Annotated in this window: 13 protein-coding genes; 9 read left to right on the forward strand and 4 right to left on the reverse strand. The window is 59.3% G+C overall.

The window, feature by feature from the left end; translation table 11 throughout:
• The first annotated feature begins 6 nt into the window (after positions 1 to 6).
• The 3 genes from JBO08_RS09665 to JBO08_RS09675 all read left to right on the forward strand — a co-directional run bounded on the left by JBO08_RS09665 (position 7) and on the right by JBO08_RS09675 (position 2,473).
• Positions 7 to 942 (forward strand): LysR family transcriptional regulator, encoded by a 936-nt coding sequence (locus tag JBO08_RS09665; protein ID WP_049712614.1) that lies wholly within the window; start codon positions 7 to 9, stop codon positions 940 to 942.
• A gap of 222 nt (positions 943 to 1,164) precedes the next feature.
• Positions 1,165 to 1,557 (forward strand): MerR family DNA-binding transcriptional regulator, encoded by a 393-nt coding sequence (locus tag JBO08_RS09670; RefSeq protein WP_065881821.1) that lies wholly within the window; start codon positions 1,165 to 1,167, stop codon positions 1,555 to 1,557.
• A 16-nt stretch (positions 1,558 to 1,573) separates the two neighbouring features.
• Positions 1,574 to 2,473: a hydroxymethylglutaryl-CoA lyase gene (locus JBO08_RS09675; RefSeq protein WP_065911059.1), complete on the forward strand. Its 900-nt coding sequence runs from the start codon at positions 1,574 to 1,576 to the stop codon at positions 2,471 to 2,473.
• 547 nt (positions 2,474 to 3,020) lie between these two features.
• Here JBO08_RS09675 and JBO08_RS09680 read toward each other — a convergent pair.
• Positions 3,021 to 8,195 (reverse strand): NEL-type E3 ubiquitin ligase domain-containing protein, encoded by a 5,175-nt coding sequence (locus tag JBO08_RS09680; RefSeq protein ID WP_220075216.1) that lies wholly within the window; start codon positions 8,193 to 8,195, stop codon positions 3,021 to 3,023.
• A gap of 81 nt (positions 8,196 to 8,276) precedes the next feature.
• Positions 8,277 to 9,911 (reverse strand): AMP-binding protein, encoded by a 1,635-nt coding sequence (locus tag JBO08_RS09685; protein WP_220075215.1) that lies wholly within the window; start codon positions 9,909 to 9,911, stop codon positions 8,277 to 8,279.
• Between the two features lie 150 nt (positions 9,912 to 10,061).
• Here JBO08_RS09685 and JBO08_RS09690 point away from each other — a divergent pair, with 150 nt between their 5' ends.
• From JBO08_RS09690 to JBO08_RS09705, 4 genes are read left to right on the forward strand one after another with little or no spacing between them, the layout of a single operon-like run.
• A complete protein-coding gene (locus tag JBO08_RS09690) occupies positions 10,062 to 11,225 on the forward strand; it encodes an isovaleryl-CoA dehydrogenase (RefSeq protein WP_220075214.1) in 1,164 nt (387 codons plus the stop codon).
• Between the two features lie 11 nt (positions 11,226 to 11,236).
• Entirely contained in the window at positions 11,237 to 12,844 is a 1,608-nt protein-coding gene (locus JBO08_RS09695) for a carboxyl transferase domain-containing protein (protein WP_065910973.1), read from the forward strand.
• Between the two features lie 14 nt (positions 12,845 to 12,858).
• On the forward strand, positions 12,859 to 13,665 hold the full coding sequence (locus JBO08_RS09700; protein ID WP_065873467.1) for a gamma-carboxygeranoyl-CoA hydratase: 807 nt from the start codon (positions 12,859 to 12,861) through the stop codon (positions 13,663 to 13,665).
• On the forward strand, positions 13,662 to 15,587 hold the full coding sequence (locus tag JBO08_RS09705; protein WP_220075213.1) for an acetyl/propionyl/methylcrotonyl-CoA carboxylase subunit alpha: 1,926 nt from the start codon (positions 13,662 to 13,664) through the stop codon (positions 15,585 to 15,587). Before JBO08_RS09700 ends, JBO08_RS09705 begins: the two co-directional genes overlap by 4 nt.
• Here JBO08_RS09705 and JBO08_RS09710 read toward each other — a convergent pair.
• Positions 15,584 to 16,216, reverse strand: coding sequence for a LexA family transcriptional regulator (locus JBO08_RS09710; protein ID WP_065881809.1), 633 nt, complete (start codon positions 16,214 to 16,216; stop codon positions 15,584 to 15,586). The genes JBO08_RS09705 and JBO08_RS09710 overlap by 4 nt on opposite strands.
• A gap of 130 nt (positions 16,217 to 16,346) precedes the next feature.
• Here JBO08_RS09710 and JBO08_RS09715 point away from each other — a divergent pair, with 130 nt between their 5' ends.
• Both JBO08_RS09715 and JBO08_RS09720 read left to right on the forward strand, forming a co-directional pair.
• Positions 16,347 to 16,697 carry a DUF6124 family protein gene (locus JBO08_RS09715; RefSeq protein WP_065873470.1) on the forward strand — a complete coding sequence of 117 codons (351 nt, stop codon included), beginning with the start codon at positions 16,347 to 16,349 and terminating at the stop codon, positions 16,695 to 16,697.
• A gap of 466 nt (positions 16,698 to 17,163) precedes the next feature.
• A complete protein-coding gene (locus tag JBO08_RS09720) occupies positions 17,164 to 18,315 on the forward strand; it encodes a M14-type cytosolic carboxypeptidase (protein ID WP_065881807.1) in 1,152 nt (383 codons plus the stop codon).
• Here the strand turns inward: JBO08_RS09720 and JBO08_RS09725 are convergent.
• A complete protein-coding gene (locus JBO08_RS09725) occupies positions 18,312 to 18,764 on the reverse strand; it encodes a helix-turn-helix domain-containing protein (RefSeq protein WP_220075212.1) in 453 nt (150 codons plus the stop codon). The genes JBO08_RS09720 and JBO08_RS09725 overlap by 4 nt on opposite strands.
• Positions 18,765 to 18,774 lie beyond the last annotated feature (10 nt).

Consider the following 18,774-nt stretch of genomic DNA (forward strand, 5'->3'; position numbering starts at 1 on the left):
AACCCAATGAATCTGAGCAAGGTCGACCTCAACCTGTTTATCGTCTTTGACGCGATCTACACCGAAGCCAACCTGACCCGCGCCGGGCAGATTGTCGGCATCACCCAACCGGCGGTGTCCAACGCTCTGGCACGCCTGCGCGAGACCTTCAACGACCCGCTGTTCGTGCGTACTGCCCAAGGCATGGTGCCCACGCCGATGGCGCAGAACATCATCGGCCCCGTGCGTAATGCATTGTCGTTGCTGCGGGTGTCGGTGCAGGAAAGCCGGATTTTCAACCCGCAGCAGGCGGCCAAGACCTACCGCATCAGCATGACCGACCTCACCGAGGCGGTGATTCTGCCGCCGCTGTTCCAGCGCTTGCGCCGCCTGGCGCCGACGGTGGTGATCGAGAGTTTCCTGTCCAAACGCCGCGAGACCACCAAGGAATTGGCCGCCGGGCGCCTGGACTTTGCCGTGGATGCGCCGCTCAACACCGACCCCCAGGTGCGCCACGTCAAGCTGATGGAAGACCGCTATGTGTGCGCCATGCGCAAGGGTCATCCCATGGCTGGCAAAGACAAGCTGACGCTGGATGACTACCTGGCGCTGACCCACATCCATATCTCCAGCCGCCGCAACGGCTTGGGCCACGTTGACCTGGCACTGGGCAAAATGGGCATCCAGCGCAAGATCGCCCTGCGCTCCCAGCACTACCTGATGGCCTCGCAAGTGTTGCAGCAGACCGACATGGTCATGACCGTGCCCGAACGCTTCGCCCGCCGCCACGAACTGCACTGGTTCAACCTGCCGGTCAACGATGTGCCGCCGGTGGAAACCCACCTGTACTGGCACGAAAGCACCGATCAAGACCCGGCGAACCGTTGGATGCGCGAGCAGATGATCGAGTTGTGCCAGCAGGTGACGGCCCATGAGAAGAAGTTGGATGGAAAACAAGCCTGACTGTAGTGAGCGGGCTTGTCGAATCGTCGCACCGCCCGCGCTGGGTGGCGAAGCCGCCCTAGACGAGACACCACCGAGTCCCAGATACACCCAGGTCGCCCGGTTTGGGGCGGCTTCGCCACCCAGCGCGGGGCAAGCGCGCTCACTACAAGAGCGCGCCCCTTGACGTTAACGTCAAGCAGCCATTAGCTTAGCGCCCAAGACATCTTCTCGGGCACACCCATGAGCACGACCTACAGCATCTCCGACCTCGCCCGCGAGCTCGACATCACCACACGCGCCATTCGCTTCTACGAAGAACAAGGCCTGCTGGCCCCGGAACGCCGGGGCCAGGAGCGCATCTACTCGGCGCGCGACAAGGTCAGCCTCAAGCTGATCCTGCGTGGCAAGCGCATCGGTTTTTCCCTGGCCGAATGCCGCGAACTGATCGAGCTCTACGACCCCTCCGGCGGCAACCACATCCAACTCAACAGCATGCTGGCCAAGATCGCCGAGCGCCGTGAACAGTTGGAACAGCAACTGCTGGATATCGAACAAATGAAGCTGGAGCTGGACACCGCCGAAGAGCGCTGCACCCAGGCCCTGGCCCACACCATGAGCCAGGTTGGCCATTGATCAGAAGGTAACTGCCATGTCCCTCCCCTTACACGTACGCCTGGTGGAAGTCGGCCCGCGCGACGGTTTGCAGAACGAAGCCCAACCCATCAGCGTGGCGGACAAGGTTCAACTGGTGGACGCCCTCAGCGCTGCGGGCTTGAGCTATATCGAGGTCGGCAGTTTTGTATCGCCCAAATGGGTGCCGCAGATGGCCGGTTCTGCCGAGGTGTTTGCACAGATTCAGCGTAAAGCTGGCGTGACCTATGGTGCCCTGGCGCCGAACCTGCGTGGTTTTGAAGACGCGTTGGCGGCCGGCGTCAAGGAAGTAGCGGTGTTTGCGGCGGCGTCCGAGGCGTTCTCCCAGCGCAATATCAACTGCTCCATCAACGAAAGCCTGGAACGCTTCGCGCCGATCATGGCCGCGGCCAAGCAACATGGGATCAGCGTGCGTGGTTATGTCTCGTGCGTACTGGGTTGCCCGTATGAGGGCGAGATAGCGCCGGAACAGGTGGCGATGGTCGCGCGCGAGTTGTATGCCATGGGCTGCTATGAAGTGTCCCTGGGCGACACCATCGGCACCGGTACGGCGGGCGCGACGCGGCGACTGTTCGAGGTGGTCGGCGCCCACGTGCCACGAGAAAAGTTGGCCGGGCACTTCCATGACACCTATGGCCAGGCCGTTGCGAATATCTACGCCAGCCTATTGGAAGGGATCACCGTGTTCGACAGCTCTATCGCGGGCCTTGGCGGCTGCCCCTATGCCAAAGGCGCCAGCGGTAACGTTGCCACCGAAGATGTGGTGTACCTGCTCAACGGATTGGGCATCGAGACCGGTATAGACCTGGAGGCGTTGATTCGTGCGGGCCAGCAAATCAGCAACGTGCTGGGCCGACCGACAGGGTCGCGCGTGGCCAAGGCAGGCAACGCCAGTTGAGTAGCGTAGCCGTGACAATGTGTTACCGCACACCTACACAACGAGTAACACGGGAACATATTTTGTCGTATTTGCCGTAGGCCACCTCCCACAAAAAAATCAAACCATTGATTTTAAAGGGATTTACAAAGTTGGCACGGCTTCTGCTATCTCTATGGCATAACAAGAATAAAAAGCGCCAAACCTAATAAAAATAAGACGAAACGACTCTGACATAACAAAAACAACACGGCAGAGACGCAGCTAACAGATTTTTTTGGAGAAGATGTGCTTTGCAGGGTACGGCGTGCCGAAACCCGCAACCGGTTAGAGAAAAATAAAACTACCTCAGGTAGCTACCCACTGGTTGGATCGATAACGAAGAAGCAGATCAGCGCTCAAAAAAATACGTTTGCTCTTGACCCCGAATGGGGGTCGCCAAAAACAGCGGTAAAGGGTAACGGTTGCCAAAAACAACAATAGACCGCCCCTCAATAATAAAAAAGAGCACGCAACGACAAATTAAAGGGGACCCTAGGGTCCCCTTTGTGCTTTCTGCACCGTGCGATTACAGGGCGGTCCCACCTGAGGCCGCGAAGTTGTTGAACACCCGCCGCGTCAAGGTGTGCAGCGCTCGTTGTTCCAGCGCCTGCCGCTCAGCCCCTAGCTGCTTGAGTTCACGCTCAAAAAACACGCTTTGCATCGAGCCGTTCACCAGGATTTGATCCCTGCGCATACTCAACAGGCGCGCCAACCGGTCGACTGCCTCATCATGTTTTGTCTGCCACAGTGCTTTTGTGGCTGGATCTACAGCGGCGTCTTGCTCGCCTTGCAAATCCGAAATATCGAACAGCGCAGTGCTCTTTTCGTCTATCAGAACCAGGTCCGGCTTCATTAACGCCTCAAGTTCCTGAGGGTATCGGGTGCGCAGGTGCTTATCCCAGAACAGGCGCCCGATAAAAAAGTCCGCCTCTTTAGCCGCATTGCGCATTTCTCTTTGCACCTCTGCGCCCGCATTATCGATATCCGTTTGACTCACAGCGGCCTGTTGCGCAAACAACATGTCCCGGGATTGGACCGGCAAATCCAGCGATACCGCAAGCCGGGTGCGATAAGCCAGAATGACTTCAACCTGCTCGGTAAACCCGGGTCCTCTCGCCGCGACATCCCGTTCGGCAATGGCGTCTACCAACGCTAGACGAAACAACTTTCTGCCCGTGGATACCAAGGCGCCCTCTTCGCTCTCAACGCCTGCCAACTCGAGTGCCCTCGCCCCCAGCAATTCACTCTCAAGATTCATGAATTCGACCGAACTGCCGTCGCCACAGGTGACTCGATCATCGGCAGCTGCAAATAACGACGCTCGGATAGCCTGGCTTTCGCTTGCGGCCTCGAGCATGTTCCACACGCGCTGCGCCAGTACCGGGCGCGTCACATCACTGCTGAATTCCGCGCTGCGAGTAGTATCGGACACCACGGTAAAAAAAGCGGCTGACTCAGGATGGGCCCTGAGTTCGTCCCAGATCCCGCCGCGCCGGGCTGATTCGCTGGCCGACAACGCTCCCAGCCACAAGCCGCGCGCTTCGTCGACCGTGATGTGCTCCCCCAAATGCGCCGCGTTGAAAGGCTCACCCAGCCGCGCCAGGGTAGCCGCCGACAATGGATTGTCGTGCACGATGATGCGGTCCGGATGCTGATAAGCGTATTCAGGTAACGTCGTGATCCGATTGGTGTGCAGATCGACGCGGGCCAGTTGAGGTAGTTGTTCGGCGCCGATAGGAAAGGTCTCCGTGCCGGTATCCGAAAGATAAAGCTGGTTCAAATTGCGCAGGCGGCGCAGGTCGGCCTGCCATCCCAGGCGACGATTATCGCTGAGATTCAGAATCTTCAGGCTCTGCATTCTCTCCAGACGCAGGCGGCTCGATTCGGTCAACTGGATATCGTTTCCACTCAAATAGAGTTTAGTCAGCCCGGACCCGCCATTAGCGAAATCTGGCAGTTGCGTCAGGTTGTTCTCTCGCATGTCCAGCCAGCGCAAGCCGCCGAATGCGTTCAGAAAAGGCAGTGAGCTGTCTGAAAGCGCCATTCGACGTAGAACCAGGCTGCCCACGTGATCCATATTTGCGGTTATCGCAGGCAATTCGCCAATCACTTCATGCGACAAGTCCAGTACATGGCCGATCGGCGTCTGATCCCCAGCCAATGCCTGCGCAGAACTTCTACGCCAGGCAGCCTTGATGGTGCCCGACACTCTGCGCCTGGCGCTTGCATAACCCGATCCGCCCTCCTGCTGCCACCGGGCCAGCGCCGTGTCCAAGTCTGCAAGCTCAGCTTCGAGTTGGGTCAACTTCGCCAGAAGTACAGCGTCGCCAGCGCCTTGAAGGTCGAGCATGACCTCGACCTCTGCCATGGACTTCGACGGGTACAGCGACATTGCTTTCATCGTACAAACAGACGGACGCTCGCCAGCGCCGCCCACCGGGCTGAGTGGATACCCTATGCGCCCGTCAGCCAGACGCATGGGTGATTTGAAACCGGGTTTGATTGTTTTCAAGCCAAGTGCGCGCCGGCTCGCCAGCTCGCTCAGCGGCTGTTGCGCAATCTGCATCTTCAAGCGTTGGGCAGCCCTATTGAATTCGGCCCACCCTGTGAACTTGCCACTGCTTGCCATCCAGAGCGCGTTAAAGAACGCGCCTTCATCACTGCGCCAGTACTCTGCTTTTTCCGGGCCGCTGCAGAGTTTCCACTCCTTCAGGTCGGTATGGATAAGACGCAGTTGCCTGGGCGCGCTCGTATCGCCCACCCGGTCCAGCAGAGGACCATCGTAAGCGCCCTCGCGTAGCTCAACAGACACCCCTTCCAGAAGTCCGGGCAGCGAGGCCATCTTGTGCAAGGCCAGCCGTACGACGTCCAACGTGAATTGGTTGTCGAACAGAAGATCAGCGTGTGCCCGCATGACTCGCGCCTTCTGCCAGTAAACACGCGCTTCCTCGGCCAGGCGTAAAGGCAAACGTGACCCGGCCTGCATGCTTGTCAGTTCCTGACTAGTGGCATGGCTGACTATTTCTTCGGCGGCCAGTTTAGGCAGACCCGGAAAGTCGCGCTGGATCAGTTTTACGTTCGCGTCACTGGATACATCACCGGCTGATATCTCCCGGTTGAACAGCTTGACTTTGGTGCTATAGGCCGCCTCAAGCAAGCAATCCCGGTACCTCACCACCCTCGCATAATGTGTACGCAAATACTGCATCAGCGGATCAGTATCTCCATCGTCACGTTCTTCGATCGCGGAGGACGAAGTCTCGGATGAAACGTCTCGGGTCCTTAGGAACAGCGTTGATACCGCCTCTTGCGTCATCTTTTTTTCGCCCAGTAAGTGGCGAATTTCGGGCTCCGTCAACTGCTCCCTGAATGACGAAAAGAGGCGGCCACTTTTCAGTTCCTCATGCCCAAGCGTGACGACCGAGGACGAATCACTCGGAACAGCTGAACACCACACCTGATTGCCCTCAGCATCCAGCGCCACCAACACGCGCGACTCGGGCCACATCCCACACTCGAGCAACAACTGGACTTGTGTGAACCAATCGACCTGGCTAAAAAACCAAGGGTCTGAGTGGCTCAACCGATCAATAAATGACTGGTATTTAGCGGCGCATTCAAACCGCCGCAGCATATCTTTGAGGAGTGGCGCAGGCGGCCGGTGCTCGATGAACACCCGACGCAACTCGTCATCTGTGACGCCACTGATCGCCCTCGCCTGCTCGAGCTGACTATCGCTAAGGTGATCGACCGTATGCCCCATGCGACGCAACAGGGTTTGGCGATCCCACGTCAACGGTTGTTCGAACTCATGCACCCAAGCACCTTCGCCGTTATGTCGCACACGTGGCGCATAGCGGGTATCACCCTCAGGGTGCACAAACCTGAATTCGTTATCGGTACCGCTGGCTTTGACCTTGTAATGACCACCCCCCTTTGCCGGCAAGTAGAGACCTGCTTCGTGCACATAGAGCCCTAGCGCGTTTGGCCGTTGTCCGTCGGGCAACGCAATTTGATGCAGATATGACCTCGGCTGGAAATCATACAAACGCGGTCGCCCTCCGAGTTCCACATGCACCAGTCGCTTGATGAACGCCGTATTTTTCGCTGTCTCCAACACTTTGGGCAGCGCCAGCCCCGCCAGATTGAAACCCACCGCCGAAAAATGTGCCCAAACCGCTTGGGCATCGTCCTGGGACCAGGCATCAATCCCTTCACCTACCTCGTAGAGCACTTGCGCGGCGGCAACGACCAGCATCACCTCTCCCAGGAAAGGCACCACGAAAGAGGCAAGATTGAGAATATCCAGCGCTTTGCTGCCGAACGACCAGAGCCAGGCTTTGTAAACCCGATCGTCGACATCCTGGGTGGACACCACACTGGTGCGGGCATTGCTCATGATCAGCCGTATGCGCTGCATCGCGCAGTCCATCCAGACGTCTCGCCACGGCGACGCATAGGTTCCCTGACGATGGATCCGGCTTTTTTGCGCCGGGGCAAAATCCTGATCGTGGGCGTATACCGCCCCCGGATCCAGCAGTGTCTTCAACTGTGTAAAAAAACCATCCTGATCGGCAAGTGGCACGAACTGGCTGAAGAATGTGCGGTATTCGACATGACACAAACGCGTCGTCAGCTCGTCGGTAAAGGCCGCAACATGGTCATAGACCTTGAGTGGATGGAGTGGATCGCCGGGAATGTATACCAGGCATGGTCGGGGCACGAGCTCTGCACTCCTCACATTTGTCCGCCACACGACCGGACCGATGACCAGGATGTTCTCGATCACAAAATTGAGTAACCGCAACGGCGAAAACTTCACCACTTCGCCGTCCCATTTGCGGTCTGCCTGATCTATTAACAGATCGTTGATCAACTGGTGGTGATCAGCGCCGATGTCCCCCTTCATCAAGGCAATCTCAGCGGCCAGTTTCAACTGGTTCCGATGGCTGGTAACCAGGGTGCTGTACAGCTTGCCAACTCCCGCCGGCGTGGTGGTGGTCCGAATATGATTGTTGAGAAAGGTGCGCACGTACTCGTAGTAGGAGCTCCCCAGATCGAGTTCCCGACACAGTTTGGCGAACTCATGAGGCTTGATACGCACTGGGAGTGACTGGACGTTACCTGGCGAATGAAGCTTGTCGCTTGGATATTGGTAAAAGTTGTAATAGGTGATCAAGTGGCAGTCCTGGCAAACCGGATCACTTGCCTCTTGCGAGGTGAAGTTGTTCAGCGCAGCCTCCAGCAAGCTGATGCCTTTGTAAAAATAGAATTGCGGGGCCAATGTGCTGGCGTGGGAAATCGAGACTTCTCTGGGGGCGGACTCGCATTCCAGCTGGGTCAGCTTGCGGGCATAAAACGCTTTTCTGGTATCCAACCTCTGCCCGAACGTTTTCTCGATCGCTGCCACCAACAACGGCTCGGCGTACTCTGCCGGTCCCTTCAGTTCACTGAACATCTGATCGAGTTGGTTCAAGGACGTCCTGCTGCGTGAGTGGATCGTGCTCATGCGATCGCGCGCAGCCGCCGGGGCCTTTTTGTACCAATCCGGGATGTTCAGTGCCAACGAGGCCAGTTCGGTTTTGCGCTGATCCAGCGCATCGGTGTACCAGTCAGGTGTGTTGTCCTTGATAAGCCGTCCATGTGGACTGTGCTCGTCCTGAAGAGGGCGCGTCGGGGGATCAATCGTGCGGTGTGTCATCGGTATGGCCGTCAAGTGGCGAAGTCGTGCGCCACTTTAGGCACCGCGCTGGCGCGCGCAGCAGTAGACATGCACCCCGCTTCAGGCGTCGTCGCGCAACTCCTCGATGCTGATCTCGCGCATGCGGAATTTCTGAACCTTGCCCGTGACCGTCATTGGAAACTCCTCCACGATCTTGAAATGCTTGGGCGTCTTGAAATGCGCGATGCGCCCCTTGCACCAGGTGTGCAGTTCCAATTCATTGGCCACATGGCCTGGATGAAACTTGACCCAGGCCACGATGGCTTCACCGTAACGCTCATCCGGAATACCGATCACTTGCACATCCGCCACCGCCGGATGGGTGAAGAAAAACTCCTCCAACTCACGCGGGTACACGTTCTCTCCACCGCGAATGATCATGTCCTTGTTGCGCCCGGCGATGCACACGTAGCCGTGGGCGTCCATGCTCGCCAGGTCGCCGGTGTGCATCCAGCCGGCGTCATCAATGGCTTCGCGGGTGGCGTCGGGGTTGTTCCAGTAGCCAAGCATCACGCTGTAGCCACGGGTGCATAACTCGCCGATTTCACCGCGCGCGACGGTATTGCCGTCAGCGTCGATGATCTTGTTTTCCAGCTGCGGCTGGGTGCGGCCGACCGTGGTGACGCGACGTTCCAGGTCATCATCCGCGCCGGTTTGCAGGGACACCGGGCTGGTTTCGGTCATGCCGTAGGCAATCTGCACCTCACTCATGTGCATCTCGTTGATGACCCGGCGCATCACTTCGATGGGGCACGTCGCACCGGCCATGATGCCGGTGCGCAAGGTAGACAGCTCGAAGTCGCCGAGACGTGGGTGATCGAGCATGCTGATAAACATGGTCGGCACGCCGTACAAGCCGGTGGCGCGCTCTTCGGCGACGGCAGTGAGGGTCAGCAGCGGGTCGAAGCCGTCATTGGGGTAGATCATGGTGGTGCCGTGGGTGATGCAACCCAGGTTGCCCATCACCATGCCAAAGCAGTGATACAGCGGCACCGGGATCACCAGGCGATCCTGCGCGGTTAAACCCAGGCTTTCGCCGACCATATAGCCGTTATTGAGGATATTGTGATGACTGAGGGTCGCGCCCTTGGGGAAGCCGGTGGTGCCGGAGGTGTACTGGATATTCACGGCTTGGTCGAAGTGCAGGCTGGCCTGGCGGTTGTGCAATTGTTCGGGCGCGATGCCAGCGCCGAGCGCGGCCAACTGCGACCAGGGCAAGAATCCCGTGGGCGGACTGGGGTCGAGGCTGATAATGCAGCGCAGCTCGGGCTTCAATTCCTGGAGCATCGCGTGGTAATCGGACGTCTTGAACGACCCGGCGCATACCAGCCACTGGCAACCGGACTGCTTGAGCACGTACTCCAATTCACTGCTGCGGTACGCCGGATTGATATTGACCAGAATCACACCCAGCTTGGCACTGGCGATCTGGCTGATACACCACTCGGCGCAATTGGGTGCCCAGATACCCAGGCGATCACCGATCTGCATGCCCAGTGCGAGGAATGCGCGGGCATGTAAATCCACGGCGTGGGCCAGTTGCTGCCAGGTGTAGCGCTGCTGTTGATGGCGCACCACCAGAGCCTCGCCATCGGGAAACTGTGCAACGGTGCGATCAAAGGCCTGGCCAATCGTCATGGCCAGCAAGGTCTTGTCCTGAACGCCACGGCTGTAGCTCTGATTCGATTGATCCATAACGACCCCTGTTGTCTTTTTTGTAGGTTGACGTAAACGTAAACTACGATTGACAGCGCCTTAACGCAAGCTTACGTTAACGTAAAGGTGAGCGCCCTTCCCTGGCGCGCCATCCACACAAAAACAAAGCTCACATTAAGGTGCCTGTCCATGAGTTACCCGTCCCTGAACTTCGCCCTCGGTGAAACCATCGACATGCTGCGCGACCAGGTGCAGTCGTTCGTGGGCAAGGAAATCGCGCCCCGTGCGGCACAGATCGATATCGACAACCTGTTCCCCGCCGACCTGTGGCGCAAGTTCGGCGACATGGGCCTGCTAGGCATTACTGTGCCGGAAGAGTACGGCGGCGCCGGCCTCGGTTATCTGGCGCACGTGGTGGCCATGGAAGAAATCAGCCGCGGTTCGGCGTCGGTGGCCTTGTCCTATGGCGCGCACTCCAACCTGTGCGTGAACCAGATCAACCGCAACGGCAGCCATGAACAAAAACTCAAGTACCTGCCCAAACTCATCAGCGGCGAACACGTCGGCGCGTTAGCCATGAGTGAGCCGAACGCCGGCTCCGATGTGGTCTCGATGAAACTGCGCGCGGACAAGCGCGGCGATCATTACGTGCTCAACGGCAGCAAGACCTGGATCACCAATGGCCCCGACGCCAGCACCTACGTGATCTACGCCAAGACCGACCTGGAAAAAGGCGCCCACGGCATCACCGCGTTTATCGTCGAGCGCGATTGGAAAGGCTTCAGCCGCAGCAACAAGTTCGACAAGCTGGGCATGCGCGGCTCCAACACCTGCGAACTGTTTTTCGATGACGTGGAAGTGCCCGAAGAGAACATCCTCGGTGTACTCAATGGCGGCGTGAAAGTGCTGATGAGCGGCCTGGACTACGAACGCGTGGTGCTCTCCGGTGGCCCCACCGGGATCATGCAGGCCTGCATGGACCTCATCGTGCCTTACATCCACGACCGCAAGCAGTTTGGCCAGAGCATCGGCGAATTCCAACTGATCCAGGGCAAGGTCGCCGACATGTACACCCAACTCAACGCCAGCCGCGCCTATCTCTACGCGGTAGCCCAAGCCTGCGAACGTGGCGAAACCACGCGCAAGGATGCGGCCGGGGTGATCCTCTACAGCGCCGAACGCGCCACACAAATGGCCCTCGATGCGATCCAGATTCTCGGTGGCAACGGCTACATCAACGAATTCCCTGCCGGGCGGCTGTTGCGCGATGCCAAGCTGTACGAAATCGGCGCCGGTACCAGTGAGATCCGCCGGATGCTGATCGGTCGCGAACTCTTCAACGAAACCCGCTGAAGGAGCGCACCATGGCCACCTTGCACACCCAGCTCAACCCACGCTCGGCGGAGTTCGCCGCCAACAGCGCGGCGATGCGCCAACAGGTCGACGCCCTGCACAGCCTGCTCGCCGATGTGCAGCAAGGCGGCGGCGCCAAGGCTCAGGAGCGGCACACGTCGCGCGGCAAATTGCTGCCACGCGAGCGCATCAACCGTCTTCTCGACCCAGGCTCGCCGTTTCTTGAGCTCAGCCAATTGGCCGCTTATCAGGTGTATGGCGAAGATGTACCCGCCGCTGGCGTGATTGCCGGGATCGGCCGCGTGGAAGGCGTCGAATGCATGATCGTCGCCAATGATGCCACCGTGAAAGGTGGCTCCTACTACCCCCTCACTGTAAAAAAGCACCTGCGTGCACAGACTATCGCCGAGCAGAATCGCCTGCCGTGCATTTACCTGGTGGACTCCGGCGGCGCCAACCTGCCACGTCAGGATGAAGTGTTTCCGGACCGCGAGCACTTCGGGCGGATCTTCTTCAACCAAGCCAATATGAGTGCCCAAGGCATCCCGCAGATTGCCGTGGTGATGGGCTCATGCACCGCCGGCGGTGCTTATGTGCCGGCGATGGCGGACGAGGCAATCATGGTGCGCAACCAGGCGACGATATTCCTCGCCGGACCGCCTTTAGTGAAGGCTGCTACCGGTGAAGTCGTCAGCGCCGAAGACCTCGGCGGTGCCGATGTGCACTGCAAGATCTCTGGTGTGGCCGACCACTACGCCGACAGCGATGAACACGCCCTGGCGCTGGCCCGACGCAGCGTGTCCAACCTCAACTGGCGCAAGCAGGGCGAACTGTTGCAGCGCACGCCCGTAGCACCGCTGTACAGCTGCGAAGAGCTTTACGGTGTGATTCCGGCCGACGCCAAGCAACCCTTTGACGTGCGCGAAGTGATCGCACGGCTGGTCGACGGCTCAGTGTTCGATGAGTTCAAAGCATTGTTTGGTACCACGCTGGTGTGCGGCTTTGCGCACCTGCACGGCTACCCGATGGCGATCCTGGCCAACAACGGGATTCTGTTTGCCGAAGCAGCGCAAAAAGGCGCGCACTTTATCGAGTTGGCCTGTCAGCGCGGCATTCCCCTGCTGTTCCTGCAGAACATCACCGGCTTTATGGTCGGGCAGAAATACGAAGCTGGCGGCATTGCCAAACACGGCGCCAAGCTGGTCACCGCAGTGGCCTGCGCCAAGGTGCCGAAGTTCACAGTGATCATCGGTGGCAGCTTTGGTGCCGGTAACTATGGTATGTGCGGCCGTGCCTATGACCCGCGTTTCTTGTGGATGTGGCCGAATGCACGCATTGGCGTGATGGGGGCCGAACAGGCGGCCGGCGTGCTGGTGCAGGTTAAACGTGAGCAGGCTGAACGCGCGGGCGTTGCTTTCAGCGCCGAAGAAGAAGCCGCGATCAAGCAGCCAATCCTCGACCAGTACGAAACCCAGGGCCACCCCTACTATTCCAGCGCGCGCCTGTGGGACGACGGTGTCATCGACCCGTTGCAGACCCGCGACGTGCTGGCCCTGGCCTTGTCCGCCTCGCTGAACGCCCCCATCGAGCCGAGCCGCTTCGGCGTGTTTCGCATGTAAATGGAGCTGCACCCATGAGCGATTTCAATACCCTCGAACTGATCACCGACAGCCGTGGCTTTGCCACGCTGTGGCTCAGTCGTGAAGCCAAGAACAACGCGTTCAACGCCGAGATGATCCGCGAACTGATCATCGCCCTCGACCAGGTGCAAGGCGATCCGTCCTTGCGCTTTTTAGTCCTGCGCGGACGCGGCAAGCACTTCAGTGCCGGCGCAGACCTGGCCTGGATGCAGCAATCGGCCGAACTGGATTACCACACCAACCTGGACGACGCCCGCGAACTGGCGGAGCTGATGTACAACCTGGCCAAGCTGAAAATCCCGACACTGGCGGTGGTACAAGGCGCGGCCTACGGCGGCGCACTGGGCCTGATCAGTTGCTGCGACATGGCGATTGGCGCGGACGATGCGCAGTTCTGCCTGTCGGAAGTGCGCATTGGCTTGGCACCGGCGGTGATCAGCCCGTTTGTGGTGCAGGCCATTGGTGAACGCGCGGCGCGGCGCTATGCGCTGACCGCCGAACGCTTCGGCGGCCAGCGTGCACGGGAGATCGGTTTGTTGGCGGAGAGCTACCCAATCGACACGCTGGACCAGCAGGTGGAACAGTGGGTCGCCAACCTGCTGCAAAACAGCCCGGCGGCGATGCGTGCCAGCAAAGACTTGCTGCGCGAAGTCGGCAACGGCGCCCTCACTCCGGCCCTGCGTCGCTATTGCGAAAATGCGATTGCGCGCATTCGCGTCAGCGCCGAGGGCCAGGAAGGTTTGCGCGCCTTCCTGCAAAAACGTCCACCGAGCTGGCAGCCACAGGAGCCGCGTTCATGAGCCCACTCACGACCCTGCTGGTCGCCAATCGTGGCGAGATCGCTTGCCGCGTGATGCGCACCGCCAAGGCCATGGGCCTGAAAACCGTGGCCGTACACAGCGCCACCGACCGCGATGCACGCCACAGCCGTGAGGCCGATATCCGTGTCGACCTGGGCGGTAGCAAAGCCACCGACAGTTACCTGCAAATCGATAAACTGATCGCCGCCGCCCAGGCCAGTGGTGCCCAGGCAATTCATCCGGGCTATGGTTTTCTGTCGGAGAACGCCGGGTTTGCCCGTGCGATCGAAGCCGCCGGCTTGATCTTCCTAGGGCCGCCCGCCTCGGCCATCGACGCCATGGGCAGCAAATCGGCCGCCAAGGCGCTGATGGAAACCGCCGGCGTGCCGCTGGTACCGGGTTATCACGGCGAGGCCCAGGACCTGGAAACCTTCCGCGCGGCCTGCGAGCGTATCGGCTATCCGGTGCTGCTCAAGGCCACGGCCGGTGGCGGTGGCAAAGGCATGAAGGTGGTCGAGGATGTCAGCCAATTGGCCGAAGCCCTCGCCTCTGCACAGCGTGAGGCGCTGTCGTCCTTCGGCAACGGGCAGATGCTGGTGGAAAAATACCTGCTCAAGCCGCGTCACGTGGAGATCCAGGTGTTTGCCGATCAGCATGGGCACTGCCTGTACCTCAATGAACGCGATTGTTCGATCCAGCGGCGCCACCAAAAGGTTGTCGAGGAGGCGCCGGCACCTGGGTTGACTGCTGAACAACGCAAGGCTATGGGCGAAGCCGCCGTGCGTGCGGCCCAGGCCATCGGGTATGTCGGCGCAGGTACCGTGGAGTTTTTGCTGGACGCTCGCGGTGAGTTTTTCTTCATGGAGATGAACACGCGGCTGCAGGTGGAGCATCCGGTGACCGAGGCGATTACCGGCCTCGACCTGGTGGCCTGGCAGATTCGTGTCGCCCAGGGCGAGGCGCTGCCTATCACTCAGGAACAGGTGCCGCTGATCGGCCATGCGATCGAAGTACGACTGTATGCCGAGGACCCGGCCAATGATTTCCTGCCCGCCACCGGGCACCTGACGCTGTACCGCGAATCCGCGCCGGGCGCTGGCCGCCGCGTGGACAGCGGTGTCGAGCAAGGCGATAGCGTGTCGCCCTACTACGACCCGATGCTGGGCAAGCTGATTGCCTGGGGCGAGGACCGTGAACAGGCGCGCCTGCGCTTGCTGGGCATGCTGGATGAGTTTGCCGTGGGTGGCCTGAAGACCAACCTGGGCTTTTTGCGGCGCATTATCGGGCATCCGGCGTTTGCGGCAGCCGAGTTGGATACCGGCTTTATTCCGCGCTATCAGGATGAGTTGCTGCCGATACCTGGCGAACTGAGCAATGAGTTCTGGCAGGCAGCGGGCGCGGCGTTCATACAGACCTTGCCGGCCGGTGACGGGCCTTGGGCAGATAAGCGAGGCTTTCGTACCGGTTTACCTGCCGAGGTTTCGCTGCATTTGAGCTGCAATGGTCAGGATCGGCTGGTGACACTGGCTGCCGATACCGCGCAAATGCGCGGCGAACCGTTGTTGATCGAGCACCAGGGCGTGCGCCGTAGCCATCTGGCTGTACGCCACGACCGTACGGTGTACCTGCGTTGGGACGGCGAGATGCATGCCGTCAGCCTGTTTGACCCGATTGCAGCGGTCGACGCCAGCGGCGCTCATCAAGGTGGCCTTACGGCGCCGATGAACGGCAGCATAGTGCGCGTGCTGGTGCAGGTCGGGGACAACGTGGAGGCCGGCACGCAACTGGTGGTACTGGAGGCCATGAAGATGGAACACAGCATCCGCGCGCCCGAGGCTGGAGTGGTCAAGGCGCTGTTCTGCCAGGAAGGCGAAATGGTTGCCGAAGGTTGCGCGTTGGTGGAGCTGGAAACAGCGGGCTAGAACTTTGCCGTGGCCTGCACAACGACGCCGAGAATGCGGCAATCGCCGGTGAACTGCCGTTTCGGATAAGTGGGATTGAGCGGTACCAGATAGAGCTGGCCGCTCTCTTCAAGCAACTGACGGAAGGTCGCCTGGGGGCTCTCGGCCCATTGGGCGACCACCAGCTTGCCGGGCTCGGCGGCAATGGCCGGATCGACCAGAATCATCATGCCCGCACTCACGCTGAGCCCGCTGGGTGCCGTCATGGCATCGCCTGTAACCGGCAGCCAAAAGGCATCGCCGTGGGCATGATAATCCGTCAACTCGAAACGGGCGGTGCCATAAGGCGTTCGCTCTTCGCGGATTTCGCACAGCCCTTTCCAATCGCTGACCGGATAGCGGAAATACGGGTTGTAGTTTTTCTCCAGAGGCACTTCATCGGCCCGCTCGCGAATGTCCAGCGCGACCTCCAGATACCCCAGGCCCAACGCCGCCAATACCCGGTTCATGTCCGCCAGGCTGGGTGCACGGCGCTTGTTGAGCCAATGGCCCACGCCGCCCTGGGACATGCCCAAGCGTTCAGCCAACTCACCTTGCGTGACCTTGCGGTCTTCCATGTTGGCCTTGACCAACGCGATCCAGTTATCCATGGGGCTGACAATACGTCACGTAGTTTTCAGGGCAATAAACAGTTTGTAGTAATCCATAAAACGACATAAATACGATACGTACTATCATCGGACATAAGGTTTTCGACATCCACCCAGAGTACCGCCCCTTATGACGACAAGCCCGCTTCTCCTGCCTGAAATCCCGGAAGACAACGAATTGCACGATCTGCGCAGCAGCGGTGCCGCCAAGCGTGCGTTGGACTTTTACTTGAAAGAAGATATGTCGGCATCAACCCCTGACGAGGCCTTGTTCGCCATCAATCCAGGCATCAGCCAGGAGGAAGCCCTGGTGCACGCCTCGGAGCTGTTGCGCAGCGCCGCGGCAACGGCCTATGAATCAGCGAGCAGCCATCAGGGCAGTCATCGTGACATGGCGTTTTCAGTGGTGTATTTGATCGATATGGCGAAGGCGATGGTGGAGCGATCATTGCAGGTGCCAGAGGCTCAAGCGAACAAATAACTGGCGCTTAGAAAAAATATTTCTATCCCACGGATAAAAACATTTGACTTGCAAATGATAATGATTATTATTGGACCCAGCTGATCGCGAGATCAGTCGATAGACCAAGGGACCTTAGGTCGGACTCTTGGAATATCTCCTCATCAGGCTAATCACGGTTTTTGACCCGGCTCTTTGGCCGGGTCTTTTTTTTGCCAGTTTCCCTGGCGTGGCTTCAGGCTAATGAAGACTGTGTGCTACTTGATGGGGCGCATGGTAGCAAAAGACCATCGCCAAAAGAAAGCCAGCGGGTAGCTCCAGCCCACATCTTTGCGAATTAGCGCTTGAGAATCAATCTCATAGATTCTAAGCTGCCGCGGCGTCAAGGACGACGCCCCCCTCCCTCTCGCAACAATTTTGCATCCGGTCTTTACCAGACTCCTGTGTAATATAGCCGCCACAACACTCATACTCAGGCAACCAGACTATGACCGTGGCCTTGACCTCCATCAAAATAAGCACCGACTTCGACAGTGGCAATATCCAGGTACTGGATGCCCACGATGCCTATCAGTTGTTGCTGGCAATCAAACCCGATACCTGCAGCGCGCATTACCAGTGGTTCCACTTCAAGGCCGAAGGCATGCATGTGGGCCACACCCATACCTTTCGCCTGAGCAACGCGGGACAGTCCTCCTACCCCAACGCATGGAGCGGCTACAACGCCGTGGCGTCCTACGACCACACCAATTGGTTTAGGGTACCTTCGCGATTTGATGGGGAAATCCTGCATATCAGCCTTGAGACCCGCGAAAAACATGCCTGGTTCGCCTATTTCGAACCCTATAGCCGCGAGCGTCACGACTGGCTGATCGAACAGGCCCTGAACCGCACGGGCACCCAATTGCTGGCCACCGGTAAAAGTGTTGAAGGCCGTGATATCCAACTGCTACGGCGGGGTAAAGGGGGCGAAGGCCGGCGCAACATCTGGATCATCGCTCAACAGCACCCCGGCGAGCACATGGCCGAATGGTTTATGGAAGGCATCATCGAACGCCTGCAACAGGACGGCGACGATGAGATGAAAAAGCTGCTGAAAGTCGCCGACCTGTACCTCGTGCCCAACATGAACCCGGACGGCGCCTTCCACGGCCACCTGCGCACCAACGCCATGGGCCAGGACCTCAACCGCGCCTGGCAGAGCGCCAGCCAGGAGAACAGCCCGGAAGTGCTGTTCGTGCAGCAACAAATGGAAAAGTACGGCGTTGACCTGTTCCTCGATATCCACGGCGACGAGGAAATCCCCTACGTCTTCACCGCTGGCTGTGAAGGCAACCTCGGCTATACCCCGCGCATCGAGACGCTGGAAGAACATTTCCGCAGCCACTTGAGTGGCCTGACCCGCGACTTCCAGACCACCTTCGGCTACACCCGCGACCTGCCGGGAGAAGCCAACATGAGCCTGGCCTGCAACGCGGTAGGCGAGCAATACGACTGCCTGTCCCTGACCCTTGAAATGCCCTTCAAGGACAACGACGACGCCCCCAACCCGCACACCGGTTGGTCAGGTAAACGCTCGATGCAGTTGGGCAAGGATGTATTGAGCACCGTGGCCTATATCGTCGACGAGCTGCGTTAAACCGACTCGGCGGGCACCCGCCGACAATCCTCGGGCCCCAGCAAGCGTCCATCCGCGGAGCGCAATTCCAGCGCTCGCAGCGGCTCACCCTGGGCGCGGTCTACCATCACCGAATGCGCCTCGCCTGCCTCGTAGAAAAACCCTTCCCCCCACTGCCGTAACCCGATGATCACGTTGAACAGGCCTTGACCCTTTTCCGTGAGGGCGTACTCCTGATACGCACTACCATCCGACGCCGGCACGACCTCCAGCACGCCATGGGCCACCAGGCTGCGCAAGCGCGCGGACAAAATATTCTTGGCCATCCCCAAGCTGCTCTGGAATTCACCAAAGCGACGGATGCCATCAAACGCGTCGCGAATGATCAGCAACGACCAGCCATCGCCTATGGCATCCAACGAACGCGCCACCGGGCATTCGGCATTTTCAAAACGGGTGAGCTTGACCATCAGGCTGCCT

This window comes from Pseudomonas sp. LAP_36, from assembly GCF_019456785.1.
GTDB lineage: Bacteria > Pseudomonadota > Gammaproteobacteria > Pseudomonadales > Pseudomonadaceae > Aquipseudomonas > Aquipseudomonas tritici.

Bases quoted from the DNA above. Each gene is read 5' to 3' on its own strand.
- JBO08_RS09675 (WP_065911059.1), top strand. From the start codon at position 1,574: ATGTCCCTCCCCTTACACGTACGCCTGGTGGAAGTCGGCCCGCGCGAC.
- JBO08_RS09720 (WP_065881807.1), top strand. From the start codon at position 17,164: ATGACCGTGGCCTTGACCTCCATCAAAATAAGCACCGACTTCGACAGT.
- JBO08_RS09665 (WP_049712614.1), top strand. From the start codon at position 7: ATGAATCTGAGCAAGGTCGACCTCAACCTGTTTATCGTCTTTGACGCG.
- JBO08_RS09690 (WP_220075214.1), top strand. From the start codon at position 10,062: ATGAGTTACCCGTCCCTGAACTTCGCCCTCGGTGAAACCATCGACATG.
- JBO08_RS09680 (WP_220075216.1), bottom strand. From the start codon at position 8,195: ATGACACACCGCACGATTGATCCCCCGACGCGCCCTCTTCAGGACGAG.
- JBO08_RS09705 (WP_220075213.1), top strand. From the start codon at position 13,662: ATGAGCCCACTCACGACCCTGCTGGTCGCCAATCGTGGCGAGATCGCT.
- JBO08_RS09695 (WP_065910973.1), top strand. From the start codon at position 11,237: ATGGCCACCTTGCACACCCAGCTCAACCCACGCTCGGCGGAGTTCGCC.
- JBO08_RS09710 (WP_065881809.1), bottom strand. From the start codon at position 16,216: ATGGATAACTGGATCGCGTTGGTCAAGGCCAACATGGAAGACCGCAAG.
- JBO08_RS09685 (WP_220075215.1), bottom strand. From the start codon at position 9,911: ATGGATCAATCGAATCAGAGCTACAGCCGTGGCGTTCAGGACAAGACC.
- JBO08_RS09700 (WP_065873467.1), top strand. From the start codon at position 12,859: ATGAGCGATTTCAATACCCTCGAACTGATCACCGACAGCCGTGGCTTT.
- JBO08_RS09715 (WP_065873470.1), top strand. From the start codon at position 16,347: ATGACGACAAGCCCGCTTCTCCTGCCTGAAATCCCGGAAGACAACGAA.
- JBO08_RS09725 (WP_220075212.1), bottom strand. From the start codon at position 18,764: ATGGTCAAGCTCACCCGTTTTGAAAATGCCGAATGCCCGGTGGCGCGT.
- JBO08_RS09670 (WP_065881821.1), top strand. From the start codon at position 1,165: ATGAGCACGACCTACAGCATCTCCGACCTCGCCCGCGAGCTCGACATC.